This window comes from Pirellulales bacterium, assembly GCA_035939775.1.
GTDB lineage: Bacteria > Planctomycetota > Planctomycetia > Pirellulales > DATAWG01 > DASZFO01.
Window position 1 is genome coordinate 1 of sequence record DASZFO010000061.1, and the last position, 21067, is coordinate 21067.

The window sequence follows — 21067 nt, forward strand, 5'->3', positions numbered from 1 at the left end:
TGGATGGCCCAGACGACGAGCGATTGGCCGCGACGGAGGTCGCCGGCGGCGAAGACCCCTTCGATGCTCGTCATGTAGTTGGCATCGGCCTTGACGTTGCCGCGTGGATCAAGTTCTAGACCGAGATCGGCGATCGGGCCCTTTCGCTCCGGGCCGAGGAAGCCCATCGCCAGCAGAACCAATTGGCAGGGCCAGACCTGCTCGCTCCCCGGCACTTCGCGCATCGACTGCCGGCCATTGGCATCGGCGACCCATTCGACGCGCACGGTAGTGAGGCTCTCGACCTGTCCATTCGAATCGCTGCTGAACTGCTTGGTCAAGATGCTCCACTCGCGCTGGCAGCCTTCCTCTTGCGAGGTGCTTGTCCGCAGGATCATCGGCCAGAGCGGCCAAGGTGAATTGGCGGGGCGCTCGCTGGCCCGCGGATAGTTGCCGACGTCCGGCGGCTGCGGCAGCAGCTCGAATTGCGTGAGGCTGCGGCGGCCCTGGCGATTCGAGGTGCCGTCGCAGTCGCTCCCCGTGTCGCCGCCGCCGATCACGATCACGTCCTTCCCGGTCGCCAGGATTTGGTTCGGAACCTCGTCTCCCTGATTGCGAGCATTCTGCTGCGGCAGGAATTCCATCGCGAAATGGATCCCCATGAGATCGCGGCCAGGGATCGGCAGATCGCGAGCGGCCGTCGCGCCGCCGGCAAGCAAGATCGCGTCGTACTCGTCGCGCAGCTCCGCGGTCGGCACATTCACGCCAATGTTGGAATTGCAGCGGAACTCGATCCCTTCGGCCTCCATCTGCTTGATTCGCCGCCAGACGTGCGATTTCTCCAGCTTGAAATCCGGGATGCCATACATCAACAGCCCGCCCGGCCGATCGGCCCGCTCGAAAACCGTCACCAGATGGCCCGCGCGGTTCAATTGCTGCGCGGCGGCCAATCCGGCGGGACCGGAGCCGATCACCGCCACGCGCTTGCCGGATCGTTCCATCGGCGGCTCGGGCACTTGCCAGCCTTCGGCAATCGCGCGGTCGGCAATCGCCATTTCGATCTGCTTGATGGCCACCGGGTCTTCGTTGATTCCAAGCACGCAAGCCGCTTCGCAAGGGGCTGGGCAAACGCGCCCGGTGAACTCAGGAAAGTTATTGGTCGCGTGCAGCCGCTCGAGCGCCTCGCGCCAATGGTCGCGATGCACCAGATCGTTCCAGTCGGGGATGATGTTCCCGAGCGGGCAGCCTGTGTGGCAGAACGGCACGCCGCAATCCATGCACCGCGCACCTTGCAGCTTCAGCTCGTCGGTCGAGAGGACCTGGAGAAACTCGTTGAAGTGCTTGAGCCGCTCGGGGACCGGCTCTTTGCCGTAAGTCCGCCGCGGGTACTTCATGAATCCGCGCACGTCGCCCATCTACGACCTCTCGCTTGCCATTTGCCGCTGGTTACTTGCCACCGTCCGATCCCCGTTGGAGCCGTTATCGCCGTTGGTTGCGGCAAGCTCGGCGGCCTTCTGCATTTCCGCTAGCGCTCGCTTGTAATCGACCGGCATGATCTTGACGAACTTTGGAGCCAGCCGGTCCCAGTTCTCGATCACATACTGCCCGCGGCTGGAGTCGGTGTATTCGATGTGACGGCGGACCATGCCCTGGATATAGTCGAATTCTTCGGGGGTCGGTTCTTCCAATTCGACCATCTCGCGGTTGACCAGGTTGGGGAATCGGCCCTCTTCGTCGAGCACATAGGCGATTCCGCCGCTCATTCCGGCGGCGAAATTGCGGCCCGTCTCTCCGAGGATAATCGCCCGGCCGCCGGTCATGTATTCGCAGCCATGATCGCCGACCCCTTCGACCACCGCATGGGCGCCGCTATTTCGCACGCAGAATCGCTCGCCGGCGATGCCGCGCAGGAAAACCTCGCCGCTCGTGGCCCCGTAGAGCACGACGTTGCCGGCGATGATGTTCTCCTCGGCCTTGAAGGTGGCCTCGCGCGGCGGGTAGACAATGATCCGTCCGCCGGAGAGTCCCTTGCCGCAGTAGTCGTTCACGTCTCCTTCCACGCGGACCGTGATGCCGTGCACTCCGAAGGCCATCAGGCTTTGCCCGGCCGTTCCTCTGAAATTGAGCTGGATCGTTTCGTCATTCTTGAAGCCGCCGCCGCCGAACCGCCGCGTCACTTCGCTCGAAAGAATCGTGCCCACGGTGCGATTGATGTTGCGAATCGGCAGGTTGACGCTGACCGGCGTCTGGTCGTCAAGCGCCGGCCGGCAGAGGTCCAAGAGCTGCGTCACGTCCAGCGAGCGTTCGAGGCCGTGATCCTGCGGCTCGCAATGATACGTCTTCACGGTCGGCGGCACTTCCGGCTTATAGAGTACTTTCGAGAAATCGAGCCCCGAGGCCTTCCAATGCCGGATCGCCTTCCGCGTGTCGAGCCGATCGACGCGGCCGACCATTTCGTTGATCGTGCGGAAGCCGAGCCGAGCCATGACTTCGCGCATCTCCTCCGCCAGGAGGAAAAAGAAGTTGACGGCATAATCCGGCTTGCCGGCGAATTTTTTCCGCAGCTCGGGGTCTTGCGTGGCGATGCCGACTGGGCAGGTATTCAGATGGCATTTGCGCATCATGATGCAACCGATCGTGACGAGTGCGGCGGTCGCAATGCCCCATTCCTCGGCCCCCAAGAGCGTGGCGATCACCACGTCCTTCGCTGTGCGGATCATGCCGTCGGTCTGGACGACAATCCGCCCGCGAAGATCGTTTTTCACGAGCACCTGATGCGTTTCAGCCAAGCCGAGTTCCCACGGGAGGCCGGCGTGCTTGATCGAGGTCTGCGGGCTGGCCCCCGTGCCGCCGTCGTGGCCGCTGATGAGCACGACGTCGGATTTCCCCTTCGACACGCCGGCCGCGACCGTGCCGACGCCCACTTCGGCCACCAGCTTGACGCTGATCCGGGCCTTCGAGTTGCCGTTCTTCAGGTCGTGGATCAATTGAGCCAGGTCTTCGATCGAATAGATGTCGTGATGCGGCGGGGGAGAAATAAGGCCGACGCCGGGCGTGCTATGCCGGATGCGGGCGATTTCCTTATCGACCTTGTGGCCGGGCAACTGGCCCCCTTCGCCGGGCTTCGCTCCTTGGGCCATCTTGATCTGGAGTTCCTGTGCGTTGACGAGATACTCGCTAGTGACGCCGAACCGCCCGCTGGCAACTTGCTTGACGGCACTGGCACGGTAGTCACCGTTGGCGTCGCGCTGGTAGCGGGCCGAGTCCTCGCCCCCTTCGCCCGTGTTGCTCTTGCCGCCGATCCGGTTCATCGCGATGGCGAGCGTCTCGTGGGCCTCCTTCGAGATCGAGCCATACGACATCGCCCCGGTCGCAAACCGCTTGACGATTTCCTTGGCTGGCTCGACTTCATCGAGCGGAATTGGCTGGCCGGCCCATTTGAAATCGAGCAGCCCGCGAAGCGTGAGCAGCCGAGTGCCTTGCTCGTCGATCAGCCGGCAATAGTTCTTGAATTCTTCGCGGCTGTTGATTCGTGTCGCTTGTTGCAACTTGGCGACAACGTCGGGGCTGAGCATGTGCGCCTCCCCTTTACGTCGCCATTGATATTGGCCTCCCACGTCGAGCCCGAGCGTCTGCGGCACTTCGGTGCGCGGATAGGCATGCTCGTGGCGGCGCAGCGATTCCTCGGCGACCCCCTCCAACCCGATCCCTTCGATCCGGGTCGCCGTCCAAGTGAAATACTCATCGACGAACGGCGTGGCCAGACCGATCGCCTCGAAGATCTGCGCGCCGCGATAACTCTGCTGCGTCGAGATGCCCATCTTCGAGATCACTTTGAGTAGGCCTTTCGTGGCAGCCTTGATGTAATTCTTCTGCAACTGCTTCGACGTGAAATCACCCGGCAGATAGCCGTCGGCGTGCATCGCCTCGATCGTGGCCAGCGCCAAATACGGATTGACGGCGCCCGCGCCATAGGCCGTGAGCAAGGCGAAGTGCTGCGTCTCGCGGGCTTCAGCCGTTTCGACGACGATGCCACAGCGCGTGCGCGTTTCTTCGCGAATAAGATGGTGGTGAATGTTGCTCGTGGCCAATAGCGCCGGAATCGGCGCCCAATCGCGGCCGACTCCGCGGTCGGAAAGAATCAGGATTGCGATCCCTTCCTTGATCGCCCGCGAAGCCTCGTCGCGCAACTCGTGCAGCCGCCGGCGCATGCCTTCCACGCCATCGGCTCGCGGGAACAGGATCGAAAGCGTCCGGCTGCGGATACGACCCGACTCGAGGTTCTTGATCTTCGCCAATTCCGCGTTGCTTAGAACTGGCCGCTCCAATCGCAGCAGCGCGCATTGCCCGGGAGTTTCTTCGAGCAGATTACCTTCCGACCCGATCGTGGTGATCATCGAGGTGATGATCTCCTCGCGAATCGCGTCGAGCGGCGGGTTGGTCACTTGCGCGAAGAGCTGCTTGAAGTAGTTGTAGAGCAACTGCGGGCGATCGGAGAGCACGGCCAGCGGAGTGTCGTTTCCCATCGAGCCGACCGGCTCCTGGCCGTCGGTCGCCATTGGTCCCATGATGATCCGCAGGTCTTCGAGCGTGTAGCCGAAGGTGCGCTGGAGCTTCAACAGCGGTTCGTCATGCTGGCCGTTGGTCTTTGGCTTGGGAGCGTCGTCGAGATCGTCGAGCTTGATTTGATTCTCGTTGAGCCATTGGCGATACGGTTGCCGCGAGGCGAGCCCGCGCTTGATTTCGTCGTCGGCGATGATCCGCCCCTGGGCCGTGTCAATGAGAAACATCCGACCGGGCCGCAATCGCCCTTTATATTCGACGCGGTCGGGCGGCATTTCGACCACCCCCGCCTCGGACGCCATCACCACGTAGCCCCCCTTGGTGACCCAATAGCGGCTGGGGCGGAGGCCATTTCGGTCCAGACACGCCCCGATCATCGCGCCGTCGGTGAAGGCCATTGACGCGGGACCGTCCCACGGCTCCAGCAAGCAGGCCTGATATTCGTAGTACGCCTTGAGTTCGTCGGGCATGCTTTCGTGCCCGGCCCAGGGCTCCGGGATGAGCATCGACATGGCTTGCGGCAGCGTCCGCCCGGTGAGCACGAGCAGCTCGAGCACGTTGTCGAAGATGGCCGAGTCGCTGGCCTGCGGTGTGCAAATCGGAAAGATCTTTTTCAGATCGGGACCGTATTTATCGCTCGCCAGAATTCCTTCGCGGGCGTGCATCCAATTGATGTTGCCGCGGAGCGTGTTGATTTCGCCGTTGTGCGCCAGATATCGGAACGGATGAGCCAGGTCCCAAGTCGGAAACGTGTTGGTGCTATAGCGCTGATGCACCAGCGCCAGGGCCGTCTGATAACGCTCGTCCGACAGGTCGCGATAGAACCCTTCAGCCTGCTCAGGCTGCATCAGGCCCTTATAGATCATCACGCGCGACGACAAGCTCGGAATGTAGAACTGCATCTTCTCGCTTAAGTCGCTTAGTCGGACTTCATTCTCGATCCGTTTGCGGATGACGTACAGTTTCCACTCGAACATGTCGGCCGGAGTTTCGGCGCCGCGGCCAATGAAGAGCTGCTGTATCACTGGTTCTACACTTCGGGCCAGCCAGCCCAGAGCGCGATTATCGACCGGCACCTCGCGCCAGCCGAGAAACGTCTGCCCCTCTTCGGCGATGAGTTCTTCCAAGCGCCGCTGGCAGAACAGCCGCTGCGCCTCGTCGCGCGGGAGAAACACCGCTCCGGCCCCGTACTCGCCGCGGGGCGGCAAAGCGACGTCGATTTCTCCCATCTTGTCGCGGAGCAATTCATCTGGCATTTGCGTGAGCACGCCGCAGCCGTCTCCCGTAAGCGGATCGCAGCCGCAAGCGCCGCGATGGCTAAGATTGACGAGAATCTCCAACCCGCTACGGAGGATGTCGTGGCTGCGCTGTCCCTTGATATTGACGACGAAGCCGACACCGCAAGCATCGTGCTCGTTGGCCGGATCGTACATTCCCTCGTGGGGCCGGGGCTGCGAGTGAGATTCGATTTCCGACATGACTTGGACCGCTTTGCTTGAAATCCGTAAATCCTTTTCCTGACGCTTTGCAATCTCGATCGGCGGCGCGCTTCCCTGGCGGGTCGCGGCTAAACGGCTTTCACTGGTGTTACGCGGTGCCGGAGCGGACGACGCTCAAAAGCCGCTCGCTACGGCTGCCGTCGCCGTTGCGCCCGCTCTCTCCTATGCGCCCGCCATCGCCATTGCGACTTCCATCTCCGGCTACGGCGCCGGCGAGTTCCGGAGCACCGATGGCGAGCTGCTTCCCTTCGCTTCGCAAGAGATCCATGAACCGCCGCACCGTGACTCCCAGATCTTTGCCGCGGCGATGCAGAATCCCCAGCGGCCGGATCAACTCATCGCTGGTCAGCGGAATCGCCGCTAGGCTGCCGGATTCCACTTCGCGAACGACCGTCGGCTGCGGCAACAGGCCGATCCCCGCGTCGATCTCGATCGCCCGTTTGATCGTCTCGATATTGTCGAATTCCATCACCACCCGCACTTCGGCATTGTGCAAGTGCAGCACGCGATCGATCTCGCGGCGGATCGTCAGATCGGCGTCGAAGCCGATCATCGCCTGGCCATCGAGGTCCTTGAAGCCCACGCGCGTGCGGCGGGCCAATGCATGCCCCGGCGCGCAAACCAGCACCATCGGCTCCTCGCGCCACAAGATGGCCTTGACGGTCCGCGACGATTTCGGATAGCTCACCAATCCCAAGTCGGCCTGATCGTTCTCGATCGCTTCGTAAACTCGATGCGGATGGAGATACTCCAAACGCACGTTCGCCTTCGGATATTGACTCAAGAAATCTTGCAGATAGCGGTTCATGTGGTGCAACCCGACCGAATAGATCGAGGCCACGCGGACCCGCCCGGCTACCTCTTCGTGCAGCGTGCGGACTTCTTCTTCGAGAGCGTCGTAGCGATCGAGCAATTTTCGACAGCCGTCGTAATAAACTTCCCCCTCCGGCGTAAGCGTGAAGGGGCGTTTCGAGCGATCGACTAACTTGACGCCGAGCCGGCGCTCCAATTGGTGGACCAATTGACTGGCGCCCGACTGGGAGATTCCATTGTCGTCAGCGGCCCGCGAAAAGCTGCGCCGGTAAACGACATCGCAGAAGATCTTCAGTGCTTTCAAGTGCATGGCGATGTGGTCTCCCCTAGTGCGGCGGCATTTGCCGAACAGAGGCGAATGAGTGCAAGCGAATCAACTGAATGCAAGCAAATTGGATGAGAAAACCAAATACAGATCGTGGCTAACATTCATAATAGAGATAATAAGTTAATCGTCCATCGGCTGGCCGTCAAGGGTTCCATCAAGAAATCCACTGAAGTTGCGATGCCAGACTCGGAATCCGGCTAACGACAGAGACATCTGCGTAACTACATGCAAAATAAATGCTTACAGTTTTTACTAGGCCTCTGGAACATAAGAATACCTTCTTCTGACTGCGCTGAGAGACACGATCGCCGCCGTGCTGCCGCTGCCCACCGCTCAGCCGGCCAGAATTCGGGCACATTTGCCTAATTCCACGGCAAGTTATTGAATTCGCTGCATAAGTTAGAGCGTTAATCATTTGCCTAACTACCTTAGTAATGCGGATCTTATGACATTCAACCATCTCGATGACGATTGCTCGGCACAATAAGTGCGAGCCGGCCCGCTGTCAGTTCTAGCCCGCCAATGCGGGCCAAGCCACTTCTCTAATCTCAAGGGTCGGTGTCAGCTATGAGCGGAAGCACAGCACGATTGCAGGCGATTGCGGCGGTTACAAATTACAAGCCAATTTCCGCACCCTTGAACTTCGCCGAGACGCCATCGGCCGAATTGTTCGGAGCGAACACGTTCGGCACCGCCGAAATGGAAACGCGGCTGCCCAAAGCCGTTTTCAAATCGCTCAAGAGGACCATTGAACGGGGCGAGAAGCTCGACGCTTCCGTCGCCGACGTAGTTGCCGAGGCCATGAAAGCCTGGGCGATCGAAAAAGGGGCCACGCACTACGCCCACGTCTTCTTTCCGCTCACCGGCCTGACCGCCGAGAAACACGATTGCTTCCTCGCCCCCGACGGCAAAGGCACGGCCTTGCCCGAGTTCACCGGCAAAGCCCTCATTCAAGGAGAGCCCGACGCTTCGAGTTTTCCCTCGGGCGGCATTCGCGCCACGTTCGAAGCCCGTGGTTATACGGCCTGGGACGTCACCAGCCCCGCTTATATTCTCGAAAATCCCAACGGCACCACGCTCTGCATCCCGACGGCCTTCGTCTCCTGGACGGGCGAGGCACTGGACAAGAAAACGCCCGTGCTCCGCTCGATGCAGGCCCTAAACATTCAGGCCCAACGGGTCCTCAAGCTCTTCGGGCACACCGACGGCGCACCGGTCTCATCGACCGCGGGGCCGGAACAAGAATACTTCCTGATTGATCGGAACTTCTACTTCGCGCGGCCAGACCTGCTCAACGCCGGCCGAACGCTTTTCGGCGCCAAGCCGCCGAAAGGGCAGGAATTCGAGGACCATTATTTCGGCGTGATTCCCGAGCGCGTGCTGGCGTTCATGCTCGACTCCGAGCGTGAATTGTATAAGCTCGGCATCCCGATCAAGACCCGCCACAATGAAGTCGCCCCGGCGCAATACGAAATCGCCCCGGTCTTCGAGAACTCGAATCTGGCGACCGACCATCAGCAGCTTGTCGGCATCACGCTCAAGCGCGTCGCCGAGAAGTATGGCATGTCGTGTCTGCTGCACGAAAAACCGTTCGCTGGTGTGAACGGCTCCGGCAAGCACGTGAACTTTTCGCTCGGCAGCGCTTCGCAAGGCAACTTGCTCGATCCGGGAGAGACGCCCCATGCCAACATGCAGTTCCTCGTGTTTTGCGCCGCAGTGATCCGAGCAGTGCATAAGTATTCGGCGCTGCTGCGGGCCGTCGTCGCCCATGCGGGGAACGATCATCGGCTCGGGGCCAACGAAGCCCCGCCGGCGATCATCTCAGTTTTCCTTGGCGAGCAATTGACCGACATCTTCGACCAGATCAAGGCCGGCGGCGCGACGTCGTCAAAAGGAAAAGGCTCGATGACTGTCGGCGTGGACATTCTTCCGCCGCTCCCGAAAGACGCCGGCGACCGCAATCGGACTAGCCCCTTCGCCTTCACCGGCAATCGCTTCGAGTTCCGAGCGGTCGGCTCGGCGCAGTCGATCGCCGGCCCGCTGGTGGCGATGAACACGATCGTCGCCGAATCGCTCGACCACATCGCCACCGAGCTGGAGAAGGCCACCGGCGGCAATGCTGCGAAGCTGCCCGGCGCGGTGCAGACGTTGCTCAAGGACATTATCGAGAAGCACGGTGCGATCGTCTTCAACGGCGACAATTATACGGAAGCTTGGCATCAGGAGGCGGAGAAACGTGGCCTGCCGAACTTGAAGACGACTGTCGACGCCCTGCCCGTGCTCGGCACTCCGGAAGTGATCGCCTTGTTCGAGAAATACAAGGTGCTCAGCAAGCGCGAGACGCAAAGCCGGCTGGACATTTACCTCGAGCAATACTGTAAGACAGTGAACGTCGAGAGCAAGCTCGTCGTGGAGATGGCCAAGACGATGATCTTCCCCGCCGCGATCCGCTATCAAAGCGAATTGGCCGTAACGTGCGCCAATCTGAAGGCCGTCGGGTATACGTTCGACACGAACACGCTCGACAAGGTCACGGCGATGGTGAAGAGCCTTCAAGACAACACGGCCGCGCTGGAAAAGAAGATGGAGCATCACGGGGCAAGCGACTTGCTAGCCGAAGCGAAGCACTTTTGCCACGACGTGGTCCCCGCGATGCTCGCCGTCCGCAAAGTGGCCGACGAACTGGAAGGCATCGTCGCCGACGACCTCTGGCCCCTGCCGACGTATCAGGAGATGCTGTTTATCAAGTAGCAACGAATCTTGAATCCCCGGGTGATTTCCGCCGCACTTCTCCCTCTCCCTCTAGGAGAGGGCCGGGGCGAGGGTGCCCATCAGAGGCGCAGACTTGTGCGTTTCTCCCGAGCACGGTCGAGCGGTATCAGGTGAAGGCCCAGGGATGGCCAGGGGTAGAGGCAGGGAAACAAGCCTCGGAAGCCGCGCGCCGCTCGCCGCTCGCACCTTGTAGCGGCGCGCGGCAGTTTTTTTGATCAGGATATCGGGTGTCGAATTCAATCGACCAGCACAAGCATTACCAGCGGTCCGGATAAATGCTTTCGCGCGAGCCATCGACGCGGGGGTTCCGGGATTCATGGCCGCTCACCCAGGCGTCGAATTGCCGGAGCCATTCATCCGGTGCAAGCATTTGTTGCGAACCAAGCTCGCCGGACAGCTTGTCGTCCAACGCTTCCAGAGCTAAGGCCTCCGGCGCCTTTCCAGATCGGTCGGCGGCCTGACGAAGTTTCGCTTCGGTTTCCGGTGGCAGGTTCAACACGAGATTCATGATCGCCCCTCTAATTGCATGATACCATAATCGGCAATTGCCGCGAAGCGACGACAGGGCAAGCCAGGGCTTTTGCTTTTTTCACAAAGGGAGACTTGCGCAGGTGCAAGCATCGCTATCCCCGCTCCACCAACAAACGACTTGCGCTGATTTCAGGTCTATCACCGCCCACGCAAATTGAAACAATCAAAAGCCCTGAGGGCAAGCTCGGAAGCTCGAATCCCGGATTTTGTAGTTCCCCTTTGGACCGCGCACTTCGGCCGGCGGCCTATACTTGCGGGGAGCCGCGAATATGCCGCTGTTTGAGACCATCAATGATTTCGAGGCTGGCGCCGATCTGATCCGGCGGCGGCGGTACGGGTTTATTGAGGCGGCGGCGGGGCGAGTCGTGGCGGTCCGTTTCCGCCCCTGGCCAAAGTGGGTTTCGCTCCCCGAGGCGCTTTTCTGGGGCGCATGGCGGCATCGGCGGTGGGAGGCGGATTGCTGCCGGCTCTATTTCAACCAGCCGTTGCGGTTTGCCAACTTCTTGGCGGTCCCGTACGTGCTCTCGGGCCGGCGAACCAAGCTATCGACCTGCTATGGGGCGCTCGCGGCGCTCGATGAGATCGCCCGAATCAAGCACAGCGATGCGATCCTGGCCGACGTGCTGAACTCCCGGATTTCGCCGCGCTTTCTCGCCCGCCGAGGCTGGGCGGCCCATAAGCCCAGCCGCTGGCATCGCCATTACATCAAGCGGTTCTATGGCGAATACGGCGAGGTTCCGTGCAGGGATTGACCGCGTTGGTTCATGCCCACGCCGAGCCGTGGACATGGCGCCCAGTTATCAAACCAGCGTTGAAGCGCCGCAAGAACGCGCCTTCATTTCTTGTTGATCGCCGAGGCCGCGCCGAACGCGGCCCCAGCCGCAATGGCGCCGAATACGATCGCGATCAGAAAATCCGAAAAGGATAGCCCGTCGAGGCCGCTGCTGATGGACTTGTAGCCCATGTAGAGCATGATCGTGACGTTGAACACGATCACGGCAATGAGAATCTTGTTCTTTTGGTCGTCCATAGCGCGGGCGTGCCTACGTTACTCCTCGATCACTTCCTTGACGAGTTGGACGAAGTGAGGCGACTTACCGGAGGCGGTCAGTTCCGCGGCCTTCTTCTCAGCGTGCTTTCGTTCGCTATATTCGAACCGCGCCGCGCGCTTCATCGACTGGTTAAAGACATCCCAAAACGCCTTGAGGCGGACCTCTTTGGCCGTCTTCGCCCGGCTCTTCCGCGCGGCGGGCTTCTTGGCGGCCTTCTTCGGGGCCTTGGCTTCGCTCGCCTCCGCCGCGTCGTTGGCCTCACGCAACTCTTTACGATTCAGTACCTTTCGAGCCATACTCACCTCATGGGCAGAGTGCCGAACACTTTCAAAGAGTCCGTATCTTAGCGAATGACTCTGCCGCGGACTAGCGGTCGAGGCGGAACGACTACTTGCTACTCTATTCAGGCAGCTTTAGACTGCAACACAAATCATCCGTTTCGAGCCAGGAGGGACTCCTCATGTCGGTTTCCACAATCCGTATCGAGCAATTGTCGATCAACACCATCCGCACCTTGTCGATGGATGCGGTGCAGGCGGCCAATAGCGGCCATCCGGGCACTCCGATGGCCCTGGCCCCGGTGGCGTATGCCCTCTGGCAGAACGTGCTGCGCTACGATCCGGATGCCCCGAGTTGGCCCGGCCGCGATCGCTTCGTGCTCTCGAACGGCCACGCCTCGATGCTCCTGTATTCGCTGCTGCACCTGGCGGGAGTGAAGCAGCTCGGTCCGGATGGTCGGCCGACCGGCGAACTGGCCGTTCCCTTGGACCAGATCAAGCAGTTCCGCCAATTGCACAGCCGCTGTCCCGGCCATCCCGAGGCGCTCGACACGTCGGGCGTGGAAACGACGACCGGCCCGCTCGGACAAGGGTGCGGCAACAGCGTCGGAATGGCGATCGCCCAGCGATGGCTCGCCGCGCATTTCGATCGCCCCGGCTTCACGCTCTTCGACTACCGCATTTTCACGTTTTGCAGCGACGGCGATCTGATGGAAGGCGTGGCCAATGAGGCCGCCTCGATCGCCGGCCATCTTAAGCTCTCGAACCTCTGCTGGGTCTACGACGACAATCACATCACCATTGAGGGGAACACCTCGCTGGCATTCAATGAAGACGTGGGGACTCGCTTCACCGGGCTCGGTTGGCATGTGGTCAAAGTGCCCGACGCGAATGATCTCGACGCCATCGGCCGGGCGTACGAAGAATTCGTCCGCACCGACGACCGCCCGACGCTCGTCATCGTTCGCAGCCACATCGGCTGGGGTTCGCCGAATCGGCAGGACACGGCCAAGGCCCATGGCGAGGCGCTCGGCGAGGAGGAGGTGCGGCTCACCAAGAAGGTCTACGGCTGGCCGGAAGACGCGAAGTTTCTCGTGCCCGAGGAAGTCCGCGAGCATTTTCAAGCCGGCATCGCGGCTCGCGGGCGCGAGCTGCACGACAAGTGGCAATCGCAGTTCAACGACTACGCGAAGAAGTTTCCCGAACTGGCCGAAGAGTGGCAGCGGATGGACCGCCGCGAGTTGCCCACTGGCTGGGATGCCGAGATTCCCACTTTCCCTGCTGATGCGAAAGGGATGGCCACCCGCATCTCGTCGGGCAAGGTGCTCAACGCGATCGCCAAGCGCGTTCCCTGGCTGATTGGCGGCGCGGGCGATCTAGCCCCTTCAACGATGACGCACTTGACGTTCGAGGGCAGCAAGGATTTCGAGCCGGGTTCGTACAGCGGCCGCAACTTCCACTTCGGCATCCGCGAGCACGGCATGGCGGCGGCGCTCAACGGCATGGCGCTCTCGAAGGTGCGGCCGTTCGGGGCGACGTTCTTCGTGTTCTTCGACTATCTCAAGCCGTCGTTCCGCTTGAGCGCGATCGGGCATCTGCCGGTGATCTATATCTTCACGCACGATTCGATCGGGCTGGGCGAAGACGGCCCGACGCATCAGCCGATCGAGCATCTGGCCGCGGCCCGGGCGATCCCGAATGTCGTGATCATGCGGCCGGGGGACGCAAATGAGGTGTCCGAGGCCTGGCGAGCGATCATGCAGATCAAGGATCGGCCCGTGGCGCTGGTGCTGACGCGGCAGAATCTGCCCACGCTCGATCGCACGAAATACGCCGCGGCCAGCGGCGTCGCGCGCGGGGCTTATGTGCTGGCCGACGCGCCCGGCGGCAAGCCCAGCGTGATCCTGATGGCCTCGGGAAGCGAAGTGCAACTCTGCGTCGAAGCGCACGAACGGCTCGCGAAGGACGGCATCGCCGCGCGCGTGGTGAGCATGCCGAGCTGGGAGTTCTTCGAGGCGCAAGACGCCGCCTATCGCAACAGCGTCTTGCCGCCGACGTTGACCGCGCGGGTGGCCGTCGAGGCGGCGAGCGGCTTCGGCTGGGAGCGCTGGATCGGCCCCGCGGGCCGATTCGTCGGCATGAAAACTTTCGGCGCTTCCGCCCCCGGCGGCGTGGTCATGAAGCATTTCGGCCTGACGGCGGATCACGTCGTCGCGGAAGCGAAGGCGGCGCTCGCCGGCAAATGACGTTTCGCGGCGACTCGCTTCGTCATTCTGTATAAGATTGCGTTATGGCCACATTTCTGGGACCGTTTTCTCTCGATGGGATGGTGCGTGCCGTGCAGCGGGTTCGCGATAGGCTGTTGCGCGCTACAAGTGCACTGGAGCAGGCTCAGGTGCCGTATGCTGTGATCGGCGGCAATGCGGTTGCCGCTTGGGTCGCCCGCGTTGATGAATCCGCGGTACGCAACACGCAAGATGTCGACGTCCTGATCCGCCGCGCCGATTTCGATGCCGTCAAGAAGGCACTCGAAGGCGCCGGCTTTCGCTACCACCACGCGGCCAGCATCGACATGTTTCTCGACGGTCCGAATGCCAAGGCGCGCGACGCAATTCATGTGGTCTTCGCAGGTGAGACGGTTCGCTCCGGCGAGCCGCTGCCGAACCCCGACGTGACGGAAAGCGAAATGGCGGGACAGTACAAGATTCTGAGCTTGCGCGCATTAGTTCAGATCAAGTTGACGGCCTTCCGCGATAAAGACCGCACGCACTTGCGCGATCTGCTAGATGTCGGCCTCATCGACAGTAGCTGGGGCCAATACTACCCGCCCGAATTGGCTGCGCGATTGCAGCAACTTGTGAACACTCCTGGCGGTTAGGCGCCAGCATTCCCATCCGGCGAATGGTATACTTCGAGTTGGAACTGGAAGACCGGTCATGACTCGAAATTGCTCCCTGCGCGGCCTTTTCAGCGGAGTTCTCGCGGCTTTCGCGTGCTTGCTCGTCGAGGCGCGAGGCGTGCTGAGAGCTGCGGACATCACCGACGCCCGCGCGTCGCTCGAAGCGAAATATGCCGCCGATCTGGCAGAGTTGGCCAACTGGTCCGATCAGCATCAGTTGACGGCCGAGGCGAAGCTGGCTCGGGCGTGGAGCGTCAAGCGCGATCCGCGAAAGCTGTATATCTTCGACGTGCCCGACGCGCTCGTCGCGCCGGCCAAGATGGCGGACGACCCGAATCTGGCCGAATGGTGGACGAGATGGGTCAAGCTCCGCCGCACTCAAGCCGACGCGCTATTCGATCTGGCGGGCAAGACGCTCGACGACCATCGCCCTGCGCTGGCTTACGAGTTGATCCGCCAGATCGTTCGCGAGTTTCCCGATCATGAGGCGGCGCGGACTATTCTCGGTTACGAGAAATCCGGCGGCCGTTGGGTCTCCGCCTATGCGGCCCATCGATTGGCGCTGGGCCAAGTGTTCGACGAGCGGTTCGGCTGGCTGCCGGCCAAGGATGTTCCGCGGTATGAGCGCGGCGAGCGGAATTATCGCGGCACGTGGCTGAGCGCCGCGGACGACGCCCGGCTCCACTCGCAGATCAAAAGCGGCTGGCGAATCGACACCGAACATTTTGTCGTGACGACCGACGATGGCATCGAAGCCGGCGTGCGCCTCGCGCGGAAGCTCGAGCGGCTGGACGAAATCTGGCGGCAGGTCTTCGTCACCTACTATATGACCGAAGGGGAGCTGACGAAGCGGTATCACGGAGTTGCGTTGCCGCGGCACGAGGCGAAGCAGCATCAGGTCGTGCTGTTCCGCAATCGCGACGAATACAATGCTGCGCTCAAGCCGTCGCAGCCAATGATCGGCGTCACCTTGGGGTACTACTGGTTCGACAGCCACACGGCCTATTTCTTCTCCGGCGACGAGCAGAACGACGCCACGATCTATCACGAAGCCACGCACGAATTGTTCCAAGAAAATCGCACGGCAGTGCGCGATCTTGGGAAAAAGAGCAACTTCTGGGTCGTCGAAGCGGTCGCCTGCTACATGGAATCGCTAACCAATCACGGCGGCTATTGGACGCTCGGCGGCGCGGATGAGGGGCGAATGCCTGCGGCCTTGACGCGGCTCTTGCAAGACAACTTCTACGTGCCGCTCGCCGAGATGACGAGTTACAGCCGCGATGCGATCCAGCACGACCCGCGGTTGCCGAAGCTGTATAGCGAAGCATCCGGCCTGGCGAATTTCCTGATCCACTTCCGTAGCGGCCGATATCGCCAGCCGCTGATCGACTACCTGATTGCCGTCTACTCCGGCCGCGCCGAGCCCGACACGCTCGCCAAACTCACCGGCGCAAGCTACGAGCAACTCGATCAGCAATATCGGGACTACATGAAGGAAGTGGCGAGTGGCGAGAATTAGCCTACATGATCGCTGACCATCCGGCAACTTCGTCCTCCGCGCGCCCGCTGCCGCTGCTGATGCGGCGCGATTTGGAGATTCGCGCGATGCGGATGCGCGGGCGGCCGGTGTGGGTCGTGAAAGACCCGGTGGCCATGCGCTACTATCAGCTTCGCGAGGAGGAGTATTTCGTGCTGCGTCTGCTCGACGGGCGGACGAGCAGCGAGGAGATTCAAGCACTTTTCGAGCGCCGCTTCGCCCCGCGGCAATTGGAGCCGGCGCGGCTGCACGCATTTCTCTCTCGGCTGCATCGCGAGGGGATGATCGTTTCGCAATCGCCGGGGCAAGGGGCGGAGCTGCTCGTTCGCCGAAAACGGCTCGCGCGGCAGGTTTGGATCGAGGCGGTGTCGAATGTATTGGCCCTGCGGCTGCGCGGCGTCGATCCGAACCGGTTCTTGGGCCGGCTCGCGCCGCTCGCGGGCTGGATGTTTTCGCGGTGGTTTTTGGCCGCGAGCCTAATGCTCATGGCGGCGGCGCTGGGCTTGGTCGCAGTCCATTTCGACACGCTGCGAATGCGGCTCCCCGACTTTCACGCCTTCTTCAGCGCCCACAATCTGATTTGGCTAGCCGTCGCGGTGGCGCTCGCGAAGGTGCTGCACGAATTGGGGCATGCGCTCACCTGCCGGCATTTCGGCGGCGAGTGCCACGAGATCGGGATCATGTTTCTCGTGTTCACGCCCTGCCTGTATTGCAATGTGTCCGACGCCTGGATGATGACCAACAAATGGCGGCGGATCGCGATTGGGGCTGCCGGCATGTGGGTCGAGATGATGCTCGCGAGCGTCGCGACGTTCGTCTGGTGGTGGACTGGGCCGGGGCTCTTGAATGGCTTGTGCCTCGACCTGATGTTCGTCTGCTCGGCGAGCACGCTGTTGTTCAACGGCAACCCGCTCTTGAAGTATGATGGCTACTATATCCTGTCGGACTTAGTCGAAGTGCCGAACTTGCAAGAGCAATCGAGCCGGGTCGTGCGGCGGTGGTGGATTCGCTGGGCCTTCGGGATCGAGCAGCCGGCAGACCGGCTCGCGCCCGACGAAGGTCGCGGGTGGTTGGCGCTCTATTCGATCGCTTCGACGGCGTATCGCCTGTTTGTCGTGGTGGCGATCTTGTGGTTTTTGGGGCGCGTGCTCAAGCCATACGGGCTGGATGTGATCGCGCAAGCGGCCGGGCTGCTCGTGATCGGCGGGATGGTCGCGATGCCGCTGATGCGGTCGGCGCGCTGGATTCGGGACCATCAGAGGAATGAAAACTTGAACTGGGCGCGATTCATCACCCGCGGCGGCCTCGTCGCAGCGGGTATCGGCGCGCTGGCCAGCATTCCCTTGCCGCGCCATCTCTCGGCGCCGGCCGTGCTCGAGCCGAGCGGGGCGAACCGGGTGTACGTCACCGTGCCGGGCACGCTGCTGGAGGCCGTCGCCGCGGGGGAATCGGTTCGCTCCGGCCAGACGATCGCGCGGCTTGAGAATCTCGACCTCGAAATGGAGCTGACCCGCCTGCAAGGCCAGCGCGACCGGCAGGCCCTGCACTTGAAAAACCTCCGCGGGCAGCAAGGGGCCGATCCAGCCGCCGCGGCCCAAATCCCGACGGCGGAGGAGACGCTGGCCGATATTGAAACACGGCTCGCCGAGCGCCGCCGCGATCGAGAGCGGCTGTCGCTCACCGCGCCGCAGGATGGAACTGTGCTGCCTCCTCACCGGCAGTCGCCGCAGACCGCCCCCGACGAGCTGCCAACCTGGACCGACACGCCCCTCGATCCGCGGAATCGCGGGGCGTATCTTGAAACGGGCACGGTCGTCTGCCTCGTCGGCGATCCAAAGCGGCTCGAAGCGACGCTGGTGATCGATCAGGCCGACATCGACTTGATCCGTGTCGGCCAGAAAGTGCGCCTTCGATTGGATGAATTTCCGGACGAATCGCTCACCGGCATGATCGCGGCCATCGGCGAATTGGATTTGAAAGTCGCCCCGCGCGAGTTGGTGATCGCGGGCGATCTTCCCAGCCGAATCGACGAATCGGGAACACCGCGGCCGCTGAACACTTCTTACCAGGCCCGCGTGGAACTCGATCCGGAAAGGCATCGCTTGCAAAGCGGAGCGCCCGGCCGTGCGAAGATTTACGCCGAGCCGCAGTCCATCGCCCAGCGGCTGATGCGCTACCTTCGGCAGACGTTTGAAATGAAAAGCTGAGCGCAGCTCCACTCGTTCCAAGGCTCTGCCTGGGCTGGGCTCCTCCGGTCTTACAGACCGAATGCGGCCTGCGCTCGGTGGACAACGGCGGGGCGGCGCTCCCCGTGCTGGAACTCGCCGGCAGCGTCGCTGCCGGGGTTGCCTCATCAAGTCGCACGCGCGCTTCGCGACTCGATGCTCGGATCGTGAGGAGCGACCCACAACACCTTCTCACGTTCATAACGCTTTCCGTTATCCAAGAGAGCGCTTGCCGAGAAACTAATTCCGAAGCCGGCACGCGGGCGACCGTTCACCGTCCCTTGAATTGCTCCGGACAGCTTTCCGAGCCTCAATCGTGCCTCGCGAACCTGTGCCAGTTCAAGTCCGGCGTGTTGCAGGTGGTCCGCGAACCTAGTTGTCGCCAGTTGGGCCGCCACACCAATCGGTGACTCCGCGTTCGTCGGAAGAGCGAGGAGATCGAACTCAACTTCGCCGAGATCGACGACTAGGAACCCGAACAAGAAGTAACCGTGATATTCGGAATAGCGACTCGCGTACCTTCCGAGAAAGTTGTGTAGAACGCTCTTTATGGCTCCTCGGGATGGCATTGCCAGGTTGCTCGTCACTTCTCCGCCGGCTTGGTCAAATCGACGTAGACATGCTGCCCGCCGCTGCGCTTGGCGAGCGTTTCGAGCAGGTTGCTTTGCCCTGCGCCGGGGGGCGGCGAGATTTGGATCACGTTGATCACCGTGCCGCTGCCATTGAGCCGGTCCAGCCGCGCGAGTTCGTCCTTCGTGATGTCGTCGGGCGGATCGCCGTCGGTGAGCAGGAAGATCACGTCGGGGCGCAATCCCAGGGCCATCGCCAGCGCGTCGGCGTGCTTGGTCGCCCCCTCGGCCCTGATTGAATCGACGAACTGCCGGGCCAGCTTCTTATTGTGGTCGGTGCCAAAGATCAACCGCCCGCCGGTCGGATCGATCCGAAACACCTTTTGATCCTGATTGTAAAAAATGACGTAGAACTGCTGCACATCGGAGAGCGCGTCAATGCTGGCGAGCAATTCGGCCTTCGCCCGATCGAGCGGCTTGTTCTCCAACACCCCCATGCTGCCGGAATGATCGAAGACATAGACAATCTTCGACCCCTTCGCATCGATGCCCAGCAGCGTGGCCTTGCCTTCGCTCTCCTCGCCAATGCGCGGGGGATCGGCCGCACGAGCCGACGACGCGACCAGCACCATCGCGCCGACCAGCATGACGGAAGAGAATCGAATGGACCAGCGACGAATTAGTTTTGAAGTTGCCATCGTATGAAGCTCGATAGTTGACCAAGTCGATCCTACGCCCGATCAAAGGCGGCCGTCAGCCAAGGGCGACGCGAGAACGTGATGGCCTAGTAGATGATTTTGCGTTCAATCCCATTCCCCCCAACGAACTGCACGAGCCATGCGCTGAAGTGAAATCTGATTTGAATCAGGTGGCGATATGCCATTCTGCCGTCCACCGGAACCATGAAAATGATCGAGATAACGAAACTCACTCATATCAACTCTGAACTCTTGCCCAAATGCCACCATCAATTGAATCGCCCGTGGACCGGTGATTCCCAAGTCCGTCTCCAGCAGAGAATGGGATGCCACGCGGGATATCGGAATCTGCGTAAACTGCGACACAAAGAGTGCCACTCGCTTTAGGCAATCGACGTCAAAGGACAACCCTTCTGTGGTCAAGTATTGGACGTAGCCAGTCACGTAATGTATGCATGGCGCTGCTGCGTCTTCGAATTTGCCATCACACCCCGGATGCTCCGAGCCAGTGACTTCATCGATGATCCTTACGTTCGTTGAATGGCATCGGAGGCACCGAGGCGGCGACTGACGAGACTTGCGCCAGTCCAGATTGCGAGTCCGGACGTCAAGAGTTCGTGCATCGGCCCCGGTTACGATCGCTTCCTGTAGGCGATGTTCAATGACCCCCATAGTTGCTATCTGTTCGACCTCGACCAAGCCATCGCAATCAACGCACCATCCAACCGCATTGTCAAACAACGGCAGTTCGTATCGATCGGGAAACACATAACACCGCGTGATGGCGATACTCACCTCGTACTGCTGGTCGCACGAACTGCAACGATAAGCGATTGGCCAAGGCATCTGAGTTTTTCCATTTCATGCGGTTGCTCCATTATACAAGTCTTTGCAGACGTCGCAGCATTCCTCGGGGCGCCAAGGACGAATTGAGATCACCTCTCCGGCCAATCCTCGAACATGATGTTGCCGGACTTTGGGTCCATGTACCAAATTCCGAAGCGGCGCAGCTCCCAGAGCAGCGATTTCACTTGCGGCCAGCGATCTTCGAAGATTTCGCGGTTCTTCTCTTCATCCTCGTGTGCGTGTCATGTTTGTAAGTTGCCGCCGAGTCGTTTGCCGAATCACGGACCGTAGCGCAAGGCATCGGCCTGAAAGGCCGGCGGAGCCAAGCCCAGGGTGGAGTCCGCCAACGGCGGACGGAACCCTTGTATGTTTCTTCGGCGCGAGTGATCGACGTACCCGTGGGTACGACGGAGAATGAAATTGTCACCGCCGTGGGACGGCCTGCGCAGCGGAGGCGAGCGCCAGCGAGCCGGAGCGG

14 protein-coding genes are annotated in these 21067 nt (G+C 61.4%); 6 read left to right on the top strand and 8 right to left on the bottom strand.

Translation table 11 applies throughout. The annotated features are described in order from the left end of the window. From VGY55_02835 to VGY55_02845, 3 genes are all read right to left on the bottom strand, one after another. Window positions 1–1394, bottom strand: a 1394-nt coding sequence (locus VGY55_02835) for a glutamate synthase subunit beta (protein HEV2968897.1), incomplete at its 3' end; no start/stop codon positions are given. Then, the gene (gene gltB / locus VGY55_02840; GenBank protein HEV2968898.1) at window positions 1395–6020 is read right to left on the bottom strand and encodes a glutamate synthase large subunit; all 4626 of its coding nucleotides are present in this window, start codon (window positions 6018–6020) and stop codon (window positions 1395–1397) included. Between the two features lie 109 nt (window positions 6021–6129). Continuing rightward, window positions 6130–7164, bottom strand: coding sequence for a LysR family transcriptional regulator (locus VGY55_02845; protein ID HEV2968899.1), 1035 nt, complete (start codon window positions 7162–7164; stop codon window positions 6130–6132). 585 nt (window positions 7165–7749) lie between these two features. Here VGY55_02845 and VGY55_02850 point away from each other — a divergent pair. After that, window positions 7750–9933, top strand: coding sequence for a glutamine synthetase III (locus VGY55_02850; GenBank protein ID HEV2968900.1), 2184 nt, complete (start codon window positions 7750–7752; stop codon window positions 9931–9933). 277 nt (window positions 9934–10210) lie between these two features. Here the strand turns inward: VGY55_02850 and VGY55_02855 are convergent, their stop codons facing one another. Next, window positions 10211–10462, bottom strand: a complete 252-nt coding sequence (locus VGY55_02855) for a hypothetical protein (protein ID HEV2968901.1) — start codon at window positions 10460–10462, stop codon at window positions 10211–10213. Window positions 10463–10754: 292 nt separating this feature from the next. Between VGY55_02855 and VGY55_02860 the strand changes: the two genes are divergently transcribed. Further along, window positions 10755–11237 (top strand): hypothetical protein, encoded by a 483-nt coding sequence (locus VGY55_02860; protein ID HEV2968902.1) that lies wholly within the window; start codon window positions 10755–10757, stop codon window positions 11235–11237. Window positions 11238–11320: 83 nt separating this feature from the next. Here VGY55_02860 and VGY55_02865 read toward each other — a convergent pair whose 3' ends face one another. Continuing rightward, on the bottom strand, window positions 11321–11515 hold the full coding sequence (locus VGY55_02865) for a hypothetical protein (GenBank protein ID HEV2968903.1): 195 nt from the start codon (window positions 11513–11515) through the stop codon (window positions 11321–11323). An 18-nt stretch (window positions 11516–11533) separates the two neighbouring features. Continuing rightward, complete coding sequence (locus tag VGY55_02870; protein ID HEV2968904.1) at window positions 11534–11833, bottom strand: hypothetical protein; 300 nt, start codon at window positions 11831–11833, stop codon at window positions 11534–11536. Window positions 11834–11997: 164 nt separating this feature from the next. On the opposite strand from VGY55_02870, the gene tkt reads away from it, so the two are divergent. The 4 genes from tkt to VGY55_02890 are packed head-to-tail and all read left to right on the top strand — an operon-like array spanning window position 11998 to window position 18458. Continuing rightward, entirely contained in the window at window positions 11998–14061 is a 2064-nt protein-coding gene (tkt, locus tag VGY55_02875; protein ID HEV2968905.1) for a transketolase, read from the top strand. A gap of 44 nt (window positions 14062–14105) precedes the next feature. Further along, window positions 14106–14693: a nucleotidyltransferase family protein gene (locus VGY55_02880; GenBank protein HEV2968906.1), complete on the top strand. Its 588-nt coding sequence runs from the start codon at window positions 14106–14108 to the stop codon at window positions 14691–14693. Between the two features lie 58 nt (window positions 14694–14751). Then, complete coding sequence (locus VGY55_02885) at window positions 14752–16233, top strand: hypothetical protein (GenBank protein HEV2968907.1); 1482 nt, start codon at window positions 14752–14754, stop codon at window positions 16231–16233. Window positions 16234–16238: 5 nt separating this feature from the next. Further along, complete coding sequence (locus tag VGY55_02890) at window positions 16239–18458, top strand: HlyD family efflux transporter periplasmic adaptor subunit (protein HEV2968908.1); 2220 nt, start codon at window positions 16239–16241, stop codon at window positions 18456–18458. A gap of 601 nt (window positions 18459–19059) precedes the next feature. On the opposite strand, the gene VGY55_02895 is transcribed toward VGY55_02890, so the two are convergent. Together VGY55_02895 and VGY55_02900 are read right to left on the bottom strand one after the other, a co-directional pair. Beyond that, on the bottom strand, window positions 19060–19743 hold the full coding sequence (locus VGY55_02895; GenBank protein HEV2968909.1) for a vWA domain-containing protein: 684 nt from the start codon (window positions 19741–19743) through the stop codon (window positions 19060–19062). A 105-nt stretch (window positions 19744–19848) separates the two neighbouring features. Beyond that, the gene (locus tag VGY55_02900) at window positions 19849–20589 is read right to left on the bottom strand and encodes a hypothetical protein (protein HEV2968910.1); all 741 of its coding nucleotides are present in this window, start codon (window positions 20587–20589) and stop codon (window positions 19849–19851) included. Window positions 20590–21067 lie beyond the last annotated feature (478 nt).